This is a genomic window from Gordonia sputi NBRC 100414, from assembly GCF_000248055.1.
GTDB classification, from domain to species: Bacteria; Actinomycetota; Actinomycetes; order Mycobacteriales; family Mycobacteriaceae; genus Gordonia; species Gordonia sputi.
The window spans coordinates 81,647-99,123 of sequence record NZ_BAFC01000101.1 but is presented as its reverse complement, the minus strand read 5'-3'; the positions used below and the strand labels follow the sequence as shown (position 1 = coordinate 99,123).

General features: G+C 65.3%; 17 protein-coding genes. 7 read left to right on the top strand and 10 right to left on the bottom strand.

Features of this window, described 5'->3' with window-relative positions; all coding sequences use genetic code 11:
• Position 1: 1 nt before the first annotated feature.
• Both GOSPT_RS23265 and purT read left to right on the top strand, forming a co-directional pair.
• Positions 2-346 (top strand): UBP-type zinc finger domain-containing protein, encoded by a 345-nt coding sequence (locus GOSPT_RS23265; protein WP_082965504.1) that lies wholly within the window; start codon positions 2-4, stop codon positions 344-346.
• Between the two features lie 112 nt (positions 347-458).
• Positions 459-2,105 (top strand): formate-dependent phosphoribosylglycinamide formyltransferase, encoded by a 1,647-nt coding sequence (gene purT, locus GOSPT_RS16615; RefSeq protein WP_083837494.1) that lies wholly within the window; start codon positions 459-461, stop codon positions 2,103-2,105.
• Positions 2,106-2,127: 22 nt separating this feature from the next.
• Here the strand turns inward: purT and GOSPT_RS16610 are convergent, their stop codons facing one another.
• The 3 genes from GOSPT_RS16610 to GOSPT_RS16600 are packed head-to-tail and all read right to left on the bottom strand — an operon-like array spanning position 2,128 to position 5,089.
• A complete protein-coding gene (locus GOSPT_RS16610; protein WP_005207583.1) occupies positions 2,128-2,955 on the bottom strand; it encodes an ABC transporter ATP-binding protein in 828 nt (275 codons plus the stop codon).
• Complete coding sequence (locus tag GOSPT_RS16605; protein ID WP_005207582.1) at positions 2,952-4,058, bottom strand: FecCD family ABC transporter permease; 1,107 nt, start codon at positions 4,056-4,058, stop codon at positions 2,952-2,954. Before GOSPT_RS16605 ends, GOSPT_RS16610 begins: the two co-directional genes overlap by 4 nt.
• Positions 4,055-5,089 (bottom strand): FecCD family ABC transporter permease, encoded by a 1,035-nt coding sequence (locus GOSPT_RS16600; protein ID WP_005207581.1) that lies wholly within the window; start codon positions 5,087-5,089, stop codon positions 4,055-4,057. Before GOSPT_RS16600 ends, GOSPT_RS16605 begins: the two co-directional genes overlap by 4 nt.
• Positions 5,090-5,354: 265 nt before the next feature.
• On the opposite strand from GOSPT_RS16600, the gene GOSPT_RS16595 reads away from it, so the two are divergent.
• Positions 5,355-5,903: a hypothetical protein gene (locus GOSPT_RS16595; protein WP_005207580.1), complete on the top strand. Its 549-nt coding sequence runs from the start codon at positions 5,355-5,357 to the stop codon at positions 5,901-5,903.
• A gap of 100 nt (positions 5,904-6,003) precedes the next feature.
• On the opposite strand, the gene GOSPT_RS16590 is transcribed toward GOSPT_RS16595, so the two are convergent.
• Together GOSPT_RS16590 and GOSPT_RS16585 are read right to left on the bottom strand one after the other, a co-directional pair.
• A complete protein-coding gene (locus GOSPT_RS16590; protein WP_005207579.1) occupies positions 6,004-7,395 on the bottom strand; it encodes an FAD-dependent oxidoreductase in 1,392 nt (463 codons plus the stop codon).
• A 148-nt stretch (positions 7,396-7,543) separates the two neighbouring features.
• Positions 7,544-8,584, bottom strand: coding sequence for an ABC transporter substrate-binding protein (locus GOSPT_RS16585; RefSeq protein ID WP_005207578.1), 1,041 nt, complete (start codon positions 8,582-8,584; stop codon positions 7,544-7,546).
• 114 nt (positions 8,585-8,698) lie between these two features.
• Between GOSPT_RS16585 and GOSPT_RS16580 the strand changes: the two genes are divergently transcribed.
• Complete coding sequence (locus GOSPT_RS16580; RefSeq protein ID WP_005207577.1) at positions 8,699-9,199, top strand: Rv0361 family membrane protein; 501 nt, start codon at positions 8,699-8,701, stop codon at positions 9,197-9,199.
• Positions 9,200-9,222: 23 nt separating this feature from the next.
• On the opposite strand, the gene GOSPT_RS16575 is transcribed toward GOSPT_RS16580, so the two are convergent.
• A complete protein-coding gene (locus GOSPT_RS16575) occupies positions 9,223-10,089 on the bottom strand; it encodes a 3-hydroxyacyl-CoA dehydrogenase family protein (protein WP_005207576.1) in 867 nt (288 codons plus the stop codon).
• Positions 10,090-10,171: 82 nt separating this feature from the next.
• Positions 10,172-11,086 (bottom strand): SMP-30/gluconolactonase/LRE family protein, encoded by a 915-nt coding sequence (locus GOSPT_RS16570; RefSeq protein ID WP_005207575.1) that lies wholly within the window; start codon positions 11,084-11,086, stop codon positions 10,172-10,174.
• A gap of 142 nt (positions 11,087-11,228) precedes the next feature.
• On the opposite strand from GOSPT_RS16570, the gene GOSPT_RS16565 reads away from it, so the two are divergent.
• The gene (locus tag GOSPT_RS16565) at positions 11,229-12,092 is read left to right on the top strand and encodes a LysR family transcriptional regulator (RefSeq protein WP_005207574.1); all 864 of its coding nucleotides are present in this window, start codon (positions 11,229-11,231) and stop codon (positions 12,090-12,092) included.
• Positions 12,093-12,101: 9 nt separating this feature from the next.
• Here the strand turns inward: GOSPT_RS16565 and GOSPT_RS16560 are convergent, their stop codons facing one another.
• Positions 12,102-12,926, bottom strand: coding sequence for a hypothetical protein (locus GOSPT_RS16560; RefSeq protein WP_005207573.1), 825 nt, complete (start codon positions 12,924-12,926; stop codon positions 12,102-12,104).
• An 8-nt stretch (positions 12,927-12,934) separates the two neighbouring features.
• Positions 12,935-14,656, bottom strand: coding sequence for a vWA domain-containing protein (locus GOSPT_RS22870; RefSeq protein WP_083837492.1), 1,722 nt, complete (start codon positions 14,654-14,656; stop codon positions 12,935-12,937).
• Between the two features lie 243 nt (positions 14,657-14,899).
• On the opposite strand from GOSPT_RS22870, the gene GOSPT_RS16550 reads away from it, so the two are divergent.
• Both GOSPT_RS16550 and GOSPT_RS16545 read left to right on the top strand, forming a co-directional pair.
• Positions 14,900-15,313 (top strand): rhodanese-like domain-containing protein, encoded by a 414-nt coding sequence (locus GOSPT_RS16550; protein ID WP_005207570.1) that lies wholly within the window; start codon positions 14,900-14,902, stop codon positions 15,311-15,313.
• Entirely contained in the window at positions 15,310-16,509 is a 1,200-nt protein-coding gene (locus GOSPT_RS16545) for an O-succinylhomoserine sulfhydrylase (protein WP_005207569.1), read from the top strand. The genes GOSPT_RS16550 and GOSPT_RS16545 overlap by 4 nt, the downstream gene beginning before the upstream one ends.
• Here the strand turns inward: GOSPT_RS16545 and GOSPT_RS16540 are convergent.
• Positions 16,494-17,432 carry a GntR family transcriptional regulator gene (locus GOSPT_RS16540; RefSeq protein WP_005207568.1) on the bottom strand — a complete coding sequence of 313 codons (939 nt, stop codon included), beginning with the start codon at positions 17,430-17,432 and terminating at the stop codon, positions 16,494-16,496. The genes GOSPT_RS16545 and GOSPT_RS16540 overlap by 16 nt on opposite strands.
• Between the last annotated feature and the right edge of the window lie 45 nt (positions 17,433-17,477).

Below are 17,477 nucleotides of genomic sequence, written 5' to 3'. Positions count from 1 at the left end.
CATGCGTTTGTTCGGTCGATCACGTACCCGTGCCGGTGACCCCCGTGGCGAATCCGGGGGCGTCGAGGCCAGATGTCCGGAGCTCGCGGAGATCGGAATCGACGCGGCAGCCGACCCAGGTCCCGCCCACGGCGACATCAGCGTCTGCGAAGACTGCATGCAACTCGGCGAGCAGCACTGGGCCCATCTGCGTATCTGCCTCGAGTGCGGCCACGTCGGTTGCTGTGATTCGAGCCCGCGTCAGCACGCGACCGCCCATTTCCACGACGTCGGCCACCCCGTCATGCGGTCGGCCGAACCGGGCGAGCGCTGGCGCTGGTGCTACATCCACGAGGTCATGGGTTGACCACGGACTGATGTGTTGAGGCGGCGGTCGGGTGCGCGGGGATGAGTTCGAGTGAATGAGTACCGGGGAGATGGGGCGCGTCGGCGCAAATCCGGCACGTAAGATTGCTCCCATGACCTCGATCAACGGGAGTAGCGCGGACGACCACGCCACCGGCGCGGCGACACCTGATGTGTCGCCCGCGCAGCCGACCGTGGGGCCGCCCGACATCATCGGCACGCCACTGTCGCCGACCGCCACAAGGGTGATGGTGCTCGGCGCCGGAGAACTCGGCAAAGAGCTGATCATCGGCTTCCAGCGATTGGGCGTCGAGGTGATCGCTGTCGACCGCTACCCGGGTGCGCCCGGGCAGCAGGTCGCGCATCACGCCGAGGTGATAGATATGACCGACGGCGATGCGCTGATCGGCCTCGTCGAGAAGTACTCGCCCGCATACGTCGTCCCCGAGATCGAAGCCATCGCCACCGACGCCTTGGCGACCATCGAGCGCCGCGGACTCGCAGAGGTCATCCCCACCGCTTCCGCGGTGATGGCCACGATGAACCGCGAGGGAATTCGACGCCTCGCCGACGAAGAACTGGGCCTGCCCACGTCGCCGTATCTGTTCGCCGGTTCGCACGACGAGCTGACGATTGCCGCCGAACAGGTCGGATACCCGTGCGTGGTGAAGCCGGTGATGTCGTCGTCGGGCAAAGGACAGACCGTGGTTCGCGGTCCGGAGGACATCGACAAGGCGTGGGGGACCGCGACGACCGGCGGACGAGTTGCCGGTGAGCGTGTCATCGTCGAGGGTTTCATCGAGTTCGACTACGAGATCACCCTGCTCACGGTGCGGGCGATCGACCCCGCGACCGGCCGACTGGTGACGCACTTCTGTGCGCCGATCGGGCATCGTCAGGTCAACGGCGACTACGTCGAGAGCTGGCAGCCGCACGAGATGAGTGCCTTCGCGCTGGGTGCCGCGACGTCGATCGCCGCACGTATCGCAACGGCGATGGGCGACGGAAACCTCGGTGGCCGTGGCATTTTCGGCGTCGAACTGTTCGTCAAGGGCGACGACGTGTACTTCTCCGAGGTCTCTCCACGCCCGCACGACACCGGACTCGTCACCATGGCGACGCAGCGACTCTCGGAGTTCGAGATGCATGCCAGAGCGATCCTGGGCCTGCCGGTCGACGTGACGCTCGCGTCGCCGGGGGCGTCGGCCGTCATCTACGGCCAGCTCGACGAGAAGGGGATCGGGTTCGAGTACGTCGCGCAGGCACTTGCGTTGCCCGAGACCGACATTCGACTCTTCGGCAAGCCCGAGAGTTTCCGCCGCCGCAGGATGGGCGTGGTCACCGCAACCGCCGACGACGTCGCCACCGCCCGTGAACGTGCCGTTCGGGCCGCGTCGATCGTCACGCCCGTTCCCGGCAGGCCTGCTCGACGCGGCGTCGTGGTGCCGCTTCGTGCTCCCGGCCCGCCCGCGGCGCCGATACCTCCTGTGGGGCAACGTCCTCAGCCCGCCGCGCAGCGTCCGCCGTCGGCACAGGAGCGCCCGCAGGCAGCAGGGCAGCGCCCTCCGGCTGCACAGCAACGTCCCGCGGCAGAACAACGTCCGCCCGCGCCGGAACAGCGGCCCGCGGCGGGGGCGCAGCGTCCGCCTGTGGCCGGACAGCGACCGCAGCAGCCCGCGCCTCGCCCGGTGCGCCAACCCGCGCCGCACTCCGCCACGCCGAATGGTCGGCCGGTGACGCCAGGTCGGTCGTCGAACTAGCTCGAACGTTCAGTTCGAACTCTCAGATCGAGAGTTCCCCGGCCGACGAGCCGACTTCGGTTCGCGCACTGCGGGTTCCGATCGGAATGATCAGTGGGTCGCCGTACACGGGGTCGGTGATGACCCGCGCGTTCAGTCCGAACGCGTCGTCGAGTAGTTCTTCTGTGATGACCTCGTTGGGGGTGCCCTGCGCCACGATCTTTCCGGCCGTCATCACAAACAGCGAATCGCTGTAGCGGGCAGCGAGATTCAGATCGTGTAGCACCATGACGACGGTTTTGTCGTGTTCGGTGCGCAGCGAGTACACGAGGTCGAGTACCTCGACGGAGTGCGCGAGGTCGAGGTAGGTTGTCGGCTCGTCGAGCAGGAGAAGGTCGGTGCCCTGCGCGAGCGTCATCGCGATCCACACGCGCTGGCGCTGACCGCCGGACAACGCGTCGATGTGCCGATCGGCCAGGTCCGTCGTCCCGGTCATTTCCAACGCCGACGCCACTGCGGCCTCGTCGTCGGGAGATGCCTGCTGGTACCACTTCTGGTGTGGGAACCGTCCGCGGCCGACGAGGTCGGCGACGGTGAGTCCCTCTGGCGCCACGGGATTCTGGGGGAGTATCCCGAGCTTGCGTGCGACCTCTTTGGGCTTGGTGTGGTTGATGTCGGCACCGTCGAGAAGCACGACGCCCTCGCGCGGGTGCAGCAGGCGCGACATGGCACGCAGCAGCGTCGACTTGCCGCATCCGTTGGGGCCGATGATCGTCGTGACCGCGGCGTCGGGGATCTCGACGTCGAGACCCTCGATGACGACGCGATCGTCGTAGCCGACGCTGAGTCCTTGGCCGACGAGTCTGCTCATACTGTCGCCTTCCGTGACATCGAGACCATGAGATAGATGAGGAACGGTCCGCCCACCGCCGCGGTGACGATGCCAACCGGAAGTCCACTGGGAAGTACCGTGCGGCACAACAGATCACCGGCGAGCACAAGAATCGCTCCGATCACCCCGGCCAGCAGCGGTGTGGGAACCGGTGTCCTGGCCAGCCGCATCCCGATCTGCGGTGCGAGCAGGGCGATGAATGCGATGGGACCCGCTGCCGATACCGCCATCGCGGTCAATCCGACAGCGACGAGCAGCACCGTGGTCGACACCGCGGTGGTGCGAACCCCGAGTCCGCGCGCCATGTCCTGGCCGAGCGACAGCGCGTCGATCTGGCGGGACATCATCGCGATCACGACGATGCCGACGACGACTGCGATCGCGACGGGCCACACACTCGACCAGGTGGATTGCGACACCGACCCGACGAGCCAGACCTGTGCGCGGGCAACATCTTTGATGTCGGCGCGGGTGAGGAGGAACGACGTCAGGGCCTGCAGCAGCCAGGTCACGCCGACGCCGATCAGCACGAGTCGGAGCGGGTTGATGCCGTGGTTGGCCTTGCGTCCCGGCCACGCGAGGATGTACATGACGATCGCCGTCACGACACCGCCGATGAGGGCGGCAGCGGGGACTCCGATGTCGGCAAGCCATGCGCCCCAACCGTTTGCGAAGGCAATGGCGGCCACGGCGGCAGCGCTCGACCCGGCCGTGATACCCAGAATGTCAGGCGTGGCAAGGGGATTGCGCGCAATCAACTGGCTCAGTGCGCCTGCAGCGCCCAACGCGAAACCGACCAAGACCGAGACCAGAGCGCGGGGAAGGGAATCCGAGAGCACGACGACGTTCTCGATGCGCGTGCCGCCACCGAGCAGAATGCGCGCGACGTCGAGCGGCGTCAGTGGATAGTCACTGACACCGACACTCAACAGGAACAGCAGCAGCATCAGTGCGAGTCCGGTGAGTGTCACCGCGACCATGCGGGGACGCACCACCCACGACGACGGACCGATGTGGACGACGAGACGTCGGCGTTCGAGCGTCGGAGTGGCCGTGGTCTGGGGTGTGGTCTCGGTCGTCATACGTTCGTCAGCTTCTGTCGGCGGACCATGGCAATCAGGAACGGTGCCCCGACCATCGCGAGGACGACGCCGACCTGGACCTCGCCCGGGCGGGCGATGACTCGTCCGATGACGTCGCAGACCAGCATGAGTGTCGCTCCGATGAGCGCCGAGTAGGGGATGATCCAGCGGTAGTCGGGCCCGGTGAACGCGCGGGCGATGTGCGGTACGACGAGCCCGAGGAACACGATGGGCCCACAGGCGGCGGTCGCTGCCCCGACCAGCAGTGTGATCGCTGCGATACCGACCGCTCGGATCACCAGCACGCGTGAGCCGAGCGCCGTCGTCATCTCATCGCCGAGGCTCAGGATGTTGAGGAAGAATCCGCTCGCCAGCGCGAGGACCAACCCGGCGATGACGAAGGGCAGTGCCGCCCAGAAGATGTCGATGCCGCGCCCGGACGTCGAGCCGACACTCCAGAACCGCCAGGCGTCGAGCGACGCCGTATCGGAGAGGACCACGGCAGACGTGATCGCCGTGAGCATCGCCGAGAGTCCGGTGCCCGCGAGGATCAGCGTGACCGGGCCGGTACCGGTCAGTGCCGAGACGCCGAAGACCGCGCACGACGCGACGATCGCGCCGAGAAGGCCGAATCCCATGAACGCCATCGGCGAGGAGATACCGAGCACGTAGACCCCGCACACCACAGCGCACGCGGCACCGGCGTTGACGCCGAGCATGCCGGGATCGGCGATGGGGTTACGGGTGTGTCCCTGCGTGATCGCACCCGCGGCGCCGATCGCCAGACCACAGAGCAAGCCGAGCACGGTTCGCGGGATTCGCAGATCCCACACGATGCCCGCGACGTCGTCGGGCATGCTGACCGATGGCGCGCGCAGGTGGATGATCGAGTTCCAGATCTGACTGACGCCTGAGGTGAACGCATCCCAGGTTTGCGCAGGTGGGACGTTGCGCGTGCCGATGATCACCGACGCGATGACCGCCGCGGTGAGGACCGCAACGATCACCAACAAGCCGGATATTCGACGCACGAAGGGCAACCTTACCTGAGTTGGAATGTCCGGTTCCGGGCCGAGGGTTCATGTCGCGGCGCGACGCGGGGCCGATGTCACGGAGTGATTGCCAAACGGGCAAGATGTTCAGCGCCGGTAACAAGTTCCTGTGAGTTTCCGATAAGCATGATCAGACGGGACGAACCGTCGGGGGTGAACGTCCACAGTCGCACCCCCGGTGCGTCGACAGCTCGCAGGTCGGTACACGCACGACGACACACGTGAATCAGGAAGGTCATACGACATGAAGAAGTCTGTGAAGCGCGCCATCGCCGCGGTCGCTGCCGCCAGCGGTATCGCCGCCGGCTCTGTCGCTGCTGCGACACCCGCCCAAGCTGCCGGTCCCGGCGATCTCGCCCTCTTCGGCGGAGTCAACTGCTACTTCAAGGGCTGGGGTCCCACCTGGGACAACCTTCCCGGCTGGCGCATGCACCGCTGGATGGGCGTGAAGAACATCGGCGGATCGACCATGACCAACGTGAACGTCACCGAGTTCGGTGGGCCGACGAAGAAGACCGCGATCAAGGGTCAGCCCGCAGGTGTGCTCAAGCCGGGCCAGTTCTACATGGCATCGGAGACCACCTGGCGTAGCTGCTTCCCGTCGTCGATCTCCGGGTACACCATCGGAGCCCAGACGGAGAACATTCTCAACAACGCGGGCTTCTGGTGGAACGTCGACCAGCAGAAGGGCGAGAACGGAACCGCCCCGAACACGCAGAAGGTCGCGCCGTCGAACAACAACGCGGGCAACCAGGCTGCTCCGGCCGCCGCAGTCGAGGCCGCACAGAACTGATACACCCCGATCGCCTGGCGATCGGTTCCCTCTCACACAAAGAACGCCGACCGGAATCCGGTCGGCGTTCTTTTGTGCCGTGTGTCAGGTGCGCTGTGCGTCAGGCCTTCTGAACCTTGTGCGGTTCGGATGCGGCGATCATGTCCTCGCGCTCGACGACCTTCACGCGCTCGCGGCCCTCAGCGGCGCCGAGGGCGCGCTCGTGCTCGTCGAGGCGGTACCAGCCGTCCCACGTGGTGAACGGGATGTTCTTGGACTCGAGCAGCTCGATGATCGCGTCTTCCGACGGGTTGGCGGGGTCGAGCAGTGCGCCGTTACCCATGTCTTCGATGATGCACTCGACGGTCTCGTTGGCGTCGCCCTTGGTGTGACCGATGAGGCCGACCGGGCCACGCTTGATCCACCCGGTTGCATAGAGGCCGGTGAGGTGGGAGCCGTCGTCGTAGATGCGTCCTGCCTCATTGGGGATGACGCCTGCCTGCGAGTCGAACGGGATGTGGGGCAGGTTGTCCGACAGGTAGCCGACGGCGCGGTAGACCGCGGTGACGTCCCAGTCGGTGTGCTTGCCGGTCGGCTTGACGTTGCCGGTGCCGTCGAGCTGGGTGCGCTCGGTGCGCAGGCCGACGACCTCGCCGTTCTCGCCGAGGATCTCGATCGGGCTCTCGAAGAAGTGCAGGAAGAGCTTGTGGATCGCGCCTTCCTTGGGCTCACGCATCGCGTAGTTCTCGATGATCGTCGCGACCTGGTCGGTGATCTTGGAACCGCGACGGGCGACGGCCGAGCCCTCGTCGTAGTCGATGTCCTCGGGGCTGACGACGACCTCGATGTTGGGCGAGTGGTCGAGCTCCTTGAGCTCGAGCGGCGTGAACTTCGCCTGTGCGGGGCCGCGGCGTCCGAACACATGGACCTCGATGGCCTTGTTGGACTTGAGGCCCTCGTAGACGTTGGCGGGGATTTCGGTGGGGAGCAGTTCGTCGCCGGTCTTGGCCAGCACGCGCGCGACGTCGAGTGCGACGTTGCCGACGCCGATGACGGCGACCTTCTCCTGCTCGAGCGGCCACTCGCGCGGGAAGTCGGGATGTCCGTCGTACCAGGCGACGAACTGTGCCGCGCCGTAGCTGCGGTCGAGGTCGATGCCGGGGATGTCGAGTGCGCGGTCGTCGGTGGCGCCGGTCGAGAAGACCACGGCGTCGTAGTGCGACTTGAGCTCGTCGAGCGTGATGTCGGTGCCGTAGTCGATGTTGCCGAGCAGACGGACCTGCGGCTTGTCGAGGACCTTGTGCAGCGCGGTGATGATGCCCTTGATGCGCGGGTGGTCGGGGGCGACGCCGTAGCGGATCAGGCCGAACGGCGCGGGCATGCGCTCGTACAGATCGATGCTGACGCCGCGATCCTTGGCGGTGTCGGACTTCATCAAGGCATCGGCGGCGTAGATGCCGGCGGGGCCGGCTCCGACGATGGCAACCCGCAGCGGGCGGCTCTGATCAGTCATAGAGTGTCGTCTACCTCGTGCTCAGGGGTTTCTCGACGCGCCAGGTATGTCGCTGGAGTGCGGTGGAGCGTCGACGCTTATCCCCTCTACGGTAGGCGCTGGGCACCGCTAACCAAAATCATCTGTGAGGGTTACCTCAGTAGTCTCGCTAACTCGTCGGACGCTTACTTGCCGCTTCGGCGATGGGCGCAACGGCCTTGTCGGCGACCCACGGGACCGTCAGAACCGTCGGCACCGACATCGCGCTTCCGACCTGCTGATCGAGATAGACGGTTCGGCCCTGCGTCACGAACGCCTGGCGGTTCCACGTCGGATCGGCCTTGAGCTTGGCATTCGCGCCCGACCAGTCCACTGTGACGACCACGTCCGCCGCATCGAGCATGTCGAGCCTCTCGGCCGAGATCGAACCATAGAAGCCGCTGGTGATCGTCGGTTTGAGTGACTCGGGGAAGCTGAGTCCGTAGTCGGCGAGCATCTGCGCACGCCCGTCACCCGGCCCGTAGATGGAGACACCACCGTCCGTCGACCCGGTGACCACGACACCCGTCTTGCCCTTGAGCTCCGGATGTTGGGCAACCAGATCGGCGACGTGCTTCTTTGACTCGGCGATCTTCTTCGACGCCGCGTCGGGAAGTCCGACGGCCTTACCGATCTCGGTGGTCTGGACGCCCCACGGCACCTGCCAATCCTGGTATCGCGCGGGCCGCACGATGGTCGGCACTGCCTTGCTCAGGGTGTCGTACTGCTCGCGGGTGGGTGCCGCGCCGACCGCGGTCACCAGCTGCGGGTTGGTCGAGAGCGCTTTGGCGATCTGCGCACCGAACTCCGCCGACACGTTGGGCAGGATCACCGGCTTGGCGTCGCCGAGGAGTTCGGCATTCCACGGGGCGCTGCGCTGTGTGGGATCGGCGAACGGCGCGATCGTTGTCGGAGTGATCCCGAGGGCCAGCAGCGTATCGCCGTCGCCGACCCCCATCGCGGCGACGCGAGTGGGCTGGGTGGAGATGGTCGTCGAACCGTATTTGTGCTCGATGGTGACCGGCAGCGCGCCGGGTTCGGCCGCCGGAGCCGACGACCTGGCAGCGTCGCCGTTCTCGTCGGGGGCCGAGCAGCCGACGAGAACCAGAGTCGACGCCGCGATGGTCGCGAACACGGCGAGCAGTGGGCGGACGTGTCGTGAATGGGGCACGGGGTGGTCCTCTCGTAGGTGGCGCTCTTAGGGTCACCTTACGAGATGTGGTGCCGCAGATGTCCGGATCGGGGGTAGCGCGGGCCTGATTCGACGACAACTACACTGCCTGGCATGGCCAGCGGTGCATCCGACAGCAAAAACCCCGATAGTGACCTCGACGCCGACGACCAGCGCCCACGCACCTGGAAAGACGCGTGGCCCTTCTGGATTGCGCTGGTCATCGTGGTGGTGGCGATTCTCGCCGTCGTGTTGTCCAACATGCTGCGTCCGGCGGAGGAACGCGCAAGCGATTCCGGTCAGGTTCAGTTCGCGATCAACGACAACTACACCGCGCGCAACAACGTCGACTACGGCAAGTTCAAGCAGTCGACGTGTGCCGCCGACACGTCGTCGAGCTCATTCATCTCCGAGCAGGAGTTCGTGAGTCAGAACCGGACCTCGGTCGAGTCGAAGGGCCGCATCGTGATTCCGGAGATCACCGACGTGACGGTCAACGGCGACCGCGCGACGGCCCGCGTGCACTGGCACTTCGACAAGACGCCCGACGACAAGCAGACCACGAGCGTCGTCGTGGTGAAGGACGACGGCACGTGGAAGCTCTGCAAGAGCTGACGGTTTACTGGTAGGTGCAGCAGTCACTCGTAGGTGTAGAAGCCCTCGCCGGTCTTGCGGCCGAGCTTGCCGTCGTCGACGTAGCGCTCGAGCAGTTCGCGTGGACCGGTCGGCAGGTTCGGATTCTCTGCGGCGTAATGGTTTTCGATGTCGAGCACGACGTCGAGTCCCACGCTGTCCATCATGGCGAACGGGCCGGTTGGCATGTGCCAGTTGATCTTGAACATCTCGTCGATGTCGTGTGGCGTCGACACGCCCTCGGCGACGACTTCGAGTGACTCACGCTTGATGGCCGCCCAGATGCGGTTGAAGATGAATCCCGTGCTCTCCCTGCGTGCTTCGAACGGGTGGATGCCGAACTCGGGTAGCACGACGAGAAGCGAGTCGAGGACGTCGCGGGCGGTCTCGCCGTCGGACATGAGGTCGACGGCGTTCGACATCGGCGGCATGTAGAAGTGCATGTTGCACATGCGTTCTGGGTTCCGCACGTTCTCGATCATCGTCGACGATGCGTACGACGACGAGTTGGTCGCGAAGATCGCGTCATCGTCTGCGGCCGCGTCGATCTCGCCCCACAGCGGGATCTTGATGTCGAGGCGCTCGGGCACGGCCTCGACGACCAGCCACGCGCCAGCAACCGCATCAGCGAGGGTTGATGCCGGGATCACCTTTCCCGCAACGCCTTTGCCGATGATCTTCAGCGTCTCGTCGATGGTGTCATCGACGTACTGGGCGGCTGCCTCACGTTGGTCGGCGCTCTGGTCGAAGATCCGCACCTCGCCGCCTCGAGTGGAGAACATAAGGGCGATTCGACGCCCGAGGGTGCCTGCCCCGACGACGGCCACCGGCCGTGCGTCGACGTCGTCGAGTGACTTCGCGTAGTTGCTCATCGCGTGTGCTTCTTTCGAGAGATATTGCGGGGGTGGATATTTGGCTTCTTCGGAGCCCTGGTGTTTTTAGGGCCCGGTGTTCTCAGAGCCCGGCTATGCCCGTGAACGACGAGTCGGGCAGATGGACGATCTCGCGTACGGCGTGGTCGCCACCGATCTCGACAGACCGGATCGAGCCACCGAGATCGCTGACGTAGACCAACCCGGCGTCGGTATCGACGGCCAGGCCGATCGCCTCGTCGAAGCCGTGGGCGAGAATCTCCGGGGTGGCACCTGCGTGACCCTTGTCGGGTATCGCCGCCCGGTTGAGCGTGTTGCCGTCGGGCGCTGCTCCGCGATCCGTCCAGAAGACGGTGTTGGTGTCGAGGTCGAGGTGGAGGTCGATCGGTTCGGGCAGGTCGTGCCACAGCACTTCGATATCCGTTCGGGTGGAGGCGGTTTCGCCCTCCGGGAGGTCGAGGCCCGCGCGCAAGATCTTCCCGCGTCCGCCCTTGCTCGGGCCCTTCTGCGTCCAGTAGAGGAACCCGCCGACCGGGTCCGCCGCGACTCCGACGCATTCCTGTGTCCAGGTGTCGTCTCGGGTGTTGTGGACCAGCGGGGTCAGGCCGGTGCCGTCGGTGGCAACGCGATAGACCGTCGTACCCTCGCGGTCGCAGAAGTAGAGAAGGCCGGCGTCGAAGTCAGCGGTGAGCTGCTTGCCGGTGGTGATGGTGCCGTCGGGAACCAGCTGGGTCTGTCCGGAGCCGTCGAGGGCGCAGTTGCGCACCGATCCGTTCGGAGCGCTGAAATCCCATTCATCGTCGGGGGAGGTCCCGGCTGTCACTGCTACGCGGGTTGGCTTGCCCATCGTCGTCCAGTAGATGCGGTCGGGCGTGGTCACGATCCCGTCCGGCAGGTAGCCCGTCTGATCGGTCACGGTCTCGACGGTGCCGTCGGTCGCGTCGACCCGCAGGATGGAGTGCTTGCGGCCGTTGAGAACGTACAGATGCTCGAACATGGTGCCTCCCGATTCGCCGGCGAACAGAGCTCGTTTATCTCCACGCTAGGAGCGTTGTGGCCGGAAGGGAACGACCAGTTCGGACGCTCCGGTATTGCCTGAACGGAAATACCAAGCGCGATCTGGAGTGTTGGATATTTCCATGGATGTCATGCACCTGCGTTTCTTCCTCGCCGTGGCACGTGAGCTGAACTTCACCAGGGCTGCGGAGTCGCTCCACATGTCCGCGCCTCCGCTGAGTAAACGGATCAAGGCACTGGAGTCCGAGCTCGGCGTCCGCCTCTTCGACAGGTCGACGCATCACACCGCGCTCACCGATGCAGGTAGGGCGCTGATTCCGCTTGCCGAGCGGGTCGTCGCAGATCTCGACGCACTACCGTCCGCCGTGCGCGCGACCCACCACACGGACCTGCGTCTTGCCGTGCCGGATGAGCTCACACACGAGCAGCGTCGACGTATCTCGGCGGTCGCCGATCAGGTGGAGGAGACCCATCGGGTGATCATCTCCCAGATGCCGTCGCTGGAAATGCCGGAGCAACTTCTCGGCGGCGAGATCGATCTCGCGATCTCGCATCTTCCCGAACACCATCCTGACCTTGTGGGTACGCTGCTCGCGACGTCGAGAGTGGTGGCCGTCGTCGACGCGTCGAGATTCGCGGGGGTCGACGCGATCACGACGGCTGACCTGCGGGGAATGACACTGGTATCCGGGCCGAGACACTGGGATCTGCGGTACGGGCCGTGCACGCGGCTCCTGCGCGATCTCGGTGTGCTCGTCGACGCGGCGCACCGCTACTCGACCATCACCGGCATGGCATTGATGCTCCGCGGCGGTGACCGATTCACCTTGGTTCCGGAAGGGACGGAATCGATGCGCGCCATAGATCGCAGCGAGTTCACGCTTCTGCCCATCTCCGATCTCGCGATGCCCATGGACACGTGGGCAATCCGGCGCGCCGACGGCCACGACCTCGACGCCGTCGTTGCGGCGCTTGCGGCGGAGTGAATGTTCCTGTCAGTTCGGCGTACCGAGCGCAGGGCAATCGAATCCGTTGGAGTGCGGGCTCCAACTGTAGGAGAAGCTGTTGTCTGCTGTGTTGGTCGAGCCGTTGGGCTGCCATGAATCTCCGCTGAACACGAAGTAGTTCTCCTCGCGCCTCCCGCCACCGGGGACGGGAATGCCCTCGCGGGTTGCGGCGCTGAGATCGACGAAGGCGATCTCGCCGGGCTGCTTGCACTTGACGAATTGCTGTTTGCCGTGCGACGAGCTGAGATACCAGATGCCCGGTGTGCGCTGAGCACCCTGCTGGTTGGGGTCGGGTGGCTGCGGAAGGGCAACGAGTTTGCTTCCATCCCAACTGATCACGGCGAACTTCTCAGGGGCCCCCTGGCCCATGGCGAGGTGGAGGGCGATATCGGCGCCCTGCGCACGGCTCATCGCGAAGGCGCCGCGAAAGATCTCGGTGGGGGCCGTGTACGGCACGCCACTGACGTCTTCGGTGAGGCGAAATACGTTGCCATTGATCGCCGCGAGAGTGGTGACGTGCGAAGGTCCGAATGCTACTTGGGGACTTGGTGAATCGGACGCGTAGGCGATCGCGACCTCATCGGCCTGGCCGTCGCCGTCGACATCGACCTTGCGCACCACCTCACAGGTGCCCGAGACTCCATTACACGGATTGACATACGCCTTCGGTGCGGCCGCCGGGGTGTCGGTGCCCGTGCTGGCATCTCCCGAGATCTGTCTATCGCACGACGTGGTGAGCAGGACGAGAGCGGCGACCCCCGAGACAACCAGGGCACGCCACGGCGACTTGGCGAGTAAGGCTACCGATCGCATGGTTCTCCTTATCCGAATCTGACATAGATGACCTTGGATATCGCCACGTCTCGGAGCGATTCGCCGCTGGCGCCACCGACTTTCGCGGTCCAGCCGGTCGAGGACTGCGCCACGGGATAGGAATTCTTGTCCGAGAAGACGTACGACGTGGGACGCAGGGGATTGTCGCCGCAGTTGTATGTGGCGACAGCATCGGGGCGCGCGCTATTGCCCGGTGCGACGCCGCGCGACGCCACGTAGACGCAGCGGGTGCCGTCGGCGAGTTCGAGACCGAAGGGGATGTGATTCGCTGGTGGTTTGGGGTCGCTTGCCGGTGGCTGTGATGGAGTGATGATGAATTCCGTCGTGCTGAACGGATCTGTCACGCAGAGCAGGCTGTGGCCGTCAAATGAGGGTGCACACAGGCCCTGATCCATACCGGAAGAGCCCGAGCACCACGATATTCCAGCCTCGGCGGCACCCGGTACGGGGTTGATCGTGCAGGCGTAGTAGCCACCAGAGTTGTGCCTGGCGTCCTTGAGCCACCCGGGAGTGGTGTTGCCGGACTTGGTGAACGGTCTGATGATCTCACTTGCCGGTGCTGACGATGTGGCGGAAGAGCGTGGCGCACAGCCACAGACGACGATCCTCGTGATGGTCGACGCGTCGTCGGCGCCCTGTGAGGTGATGCGGTATCCGGTTGTGGTGTCCGGTTCGGCCACGAATGTCGAGTTCCGGGTTCCGTCTGAATTCGACGACGTAGCAACGGGATTGCCGTAGAAATGTTTGGCCTCGCCGAGTGCGCCGCCCACGCGGACGCCGTCGATGGTCCGGGCATTTCCTTGCGGGCGAATTTCGACAAGCGTGCCGGTCGCGTCGAATACCCACTCGCAGTCCTGCCACACGATGATGGTCTGATTGCCGGTGCGTCGACCGCCGAGTGGAAAGTCGGAGTGTGACTGTCGGATCTCTTGTAAGCCGTTGCCGATTGCGATGCCGCGCAACGATCCTCCGTTGATCGCCGACGACGCCGCCGCCTGATTCTGCGTTGCCAAGAGGCGAGCCTGTAGCTGGGCTGCGTTCGCGGCTTGGACGAACAATCCGCCTCCTGCCGCTGCGACACAACGCAGTTGATCCGAAGCCTCGCCCGATGTCTTGAAACCGATCGTCGAGATCTGGAGGTCGGGATGCTGAGCAACCAACGAACGGGCTACCGGGCAGGGCGGTTGCCCGCATGTGTCCTCCCCGTCCGAGACGAGCACGATGGCGGCTGGTCCGGTGGGGGGAAGTGTGGTCGCAGCTTGGGTGAGCGATGCCGCGATGGGCGTGAACCCCCGCGGAGTAATGGAGTCGACGGCCTGGTGCACAAGATTCTTGTCGAGGGTTGCCAGCGGCACGAGGGTGCGGATGTCGCGGCAACCCGCGGTGTACTCGCTCGCTGATGTTCCTGTGCCTGTTCCGTACGCGATCAGGGCGAGCTGTGAATCGTTGGGCAGGGAGTCGACAAGTGAGTTCGCTGCCGTCTTGGCCGCATCAATGCGTGGTCCCGGAGCGTCTGAGGTGAGCATTGAATCGGACGCATCAACGATCAGTGCGGTGGGCGGGATCTCGCCGACCGACGCGGACGACGCGGACTTCGTGTCTCCGGAGCTCGTGTCTCCGGACTTCGACGGAGTTCCCGTCGTGCTGCACGCGGCGACCGCCGCGCACATGACGACAGATAGGAACAGAACGCCCCACGTGCCACGCATGCTCCCTCTTCCCGCCGGGCCTGCCAGCGGCGGCCAACTACCGCGGGACAGTAGCCCAAGCTGCGGTGATGACGAATCGATCGGCGGGGCGAGAAGGGGATTTGGCTCGATCAGACGACAAGAATTGGTGCGGACGGCCGACACCGAGATGCCAGAGAGCGCTCGGGGCGCGAGGCACGCCCACCTCGCGCGCGAGTACCCTGACTATTCGACGATTCCCCCACAGTGGAAGGTGTGCAGGGCATGACCTATGCAGGCGATCTGACTCCCCAGCAGGCCTGGGAGAGGCTGGAGACCGACCCCAACACGGTTCTGGTCGACTGTCGCACCACGGCGGAATGGGCCTTCGTCGGCGTTCCCGACCTGGAAGTCATCGAGAAGAACGCCGTCTTCGTCGAGTGGAACACCTTCCCCAACGGGTCGCCCAACCAGGCATTCATCGCGGAACTGCGCGATGCGGGTATTCGGGACGACAACGAAGTGATCTTCCTGTGCCGCTCGGGTCATCGCTCGATCGGAGCCGCGGAGGCCGCGACTGCAGCGGGAATCACCAAGGCGTACAACGTTCTCGACGGATTCGAGGGTGGGCTCGACGAGAACGACCACCGCGGCGCCGTCGGGTGGCGTGCGTCGAATCTTCCGTGGAGGCAGTCGTGAGTCACGAACTGCCAGAGGGCGTTTCCTTCGACACCCTCGCCGTCCGCGGTGGCCTGGCTCGCTCCGGCTTCTTCGAAACCTCCGAGGCGCTCTATCTCACCAGTGGCTACGTCTACGACTCCGCAGAAGCGGCCGAGCGCGCATTCACCGGCGAGGACGAGCGATTCGTCTACTCCCGCTACGGAAATCCGACGACAGCCATGTTCGAGGAACGCCTACGCCTGCTCGACGGCGCCGAGGCGTGCTTCGCGACGGCGAGCGGTATGGCCGCGGTATTCGTGGCGCTCGGCGCGCTGCTGAAGGCGGGCGATCGGCTCGTCGCGGCCCGCAGCCTGTTCGGTTCGTGCTTCGTCGTGTGCAACGAGATCCTGCCGCGCTGGGGCGTTGAAACGGTTTTCGTCGACGGGGAGGATCTCGACCAGTGGGAGCAGGCGCTGTCGACGCCTACCGACGCCGTGTTCTTCGAGACGCCGTCGAATCCGATGCAGACGCTCGTCGACGTCGCCAAGGTGTCTGAGCTTGCTCATGCTGCGGGCGCAAAAGTGGTGTTGGACAACGTTTTCGCCACACCGCTGCTGCAACGCGGGTTCGACCTCGGCGCCGACGTGATCGTTTACTCGGGTACCAAGCACATCGACGGCCAGGGCCGCGTGATGGGTGGTGCGGTGTTGGGCACCAAGGAATTCATCGACGGTCCCGTGCAAACCCTGATGCGTCACACCGGTCCCGCGCTGAGTCCGTTCAACGCGTGGACACTGCTCAAGGGACTCGAGACCATGCGCCTGCGCGTCGACGCGTCGGTGGCGTCGGCGTTGCGGATCGCCGAGTTCCTCGAGGCCGACCCGCGTGTGCGGTGGACCAAGTACCCGTTCATCACCTCGCATCCGCAGTACGACCTCGCAACCAAGCAGATGTCGGGCGGCGGCACCGTCGTGACGTTCGAACTCAACGACCGCGACGGCGTCGACGGCAAGAAGCGTGCGTTCGAGGTGCTCAACGCGTTGCAGGTCATCGACATCTCGAACAATCTCGGCGACTCCAAGTCGCTCATCACCCACCCCGCCACGACGACGCATCGCGCGATGGGCCCCGACGGTCGGGCGGCGATCGGACTCAGCGATGCGGTGGTGCGGCTCTCGGTGGGGCTCGAGGGCGTCGACGACCTGCTCGGCGATCTGGATCAGGCGCTCGGCTGACTCGCCGAACGTAGGTCGCGCAGTACCTCCCGAACCATGCGCACCGACGCGTCGTCGAGGACGTTGCCGAACTCGATGACGCGTACCCGCTGAGCCAGTCTGTCGGCGAGTTCTGCTGTCTCGCTGGGGATCACGACGACGTCGAGTCCTGCGAGCTCGTCGTCGGACGTTCCGTCGAGCATCGTGACGTCTGTGATGCCCGCGGCTGACAGTGAATCCCTTACGCTCGCAGCCTGTTCGGCGGTGTTGTACCAGAGTCCGACCTTCTGTTCGGGCGGGACGTCGGCGATCTGCATGAGTGTGCGGATGTGCGGTGCGACGACGATGGCCACCACCTCGGCACGATCATTCAGCAGCTCGCGAACCTGCGCGAGATGGAAGAACGTGGTGAGCACCAGGTCGGCAGGGATGGCGTCGGGGTCGAAGTGGTCGAGTACGAGAGGGGTGACCCGAATGCCGAGCTTCTCGGTGAGTTCGTCAGCGAAGTAGTCGGCGCGGTCGTCGTTGCACTCGACGAAGTACACGCGAGGTGAATCGGACTGCGTGACAGCGAGATTCAGTGCGAGCTCACCGATCTCGGCGGGGGAGAGTCCGAGCTGGAGGCACTCGTCGACCGCGCGTTGCAGTGTCTCGCGAGCGGTATCGCGTGCTTCGGACCGCGGCTGCGTCGACGTCGCGGCAAGCACGACCATCCCGCCGCGGCCCCGCGATTCCACCAGTCCGGCCGCGCGCAGGTCGCCGTAGGCCCGCGCGACGGTGTTCCGGTTGATGCCGAGGTTGTCGGCGAGCATCCGGGAACCGGGTAGGCGGTCGCCGGCGCCGAGTTGTCCCATCTCGATCATGAAGGTCAACTGCGTGACGATCTGCCGGTAAATGGGCATGTCAGAGTGCTCGCTGACGCTGATCGGCGGCTGAGGTCCCATCGGGGTCGTGTGCTCCTGAAAGATGAATGTCCTAACTGACTATGC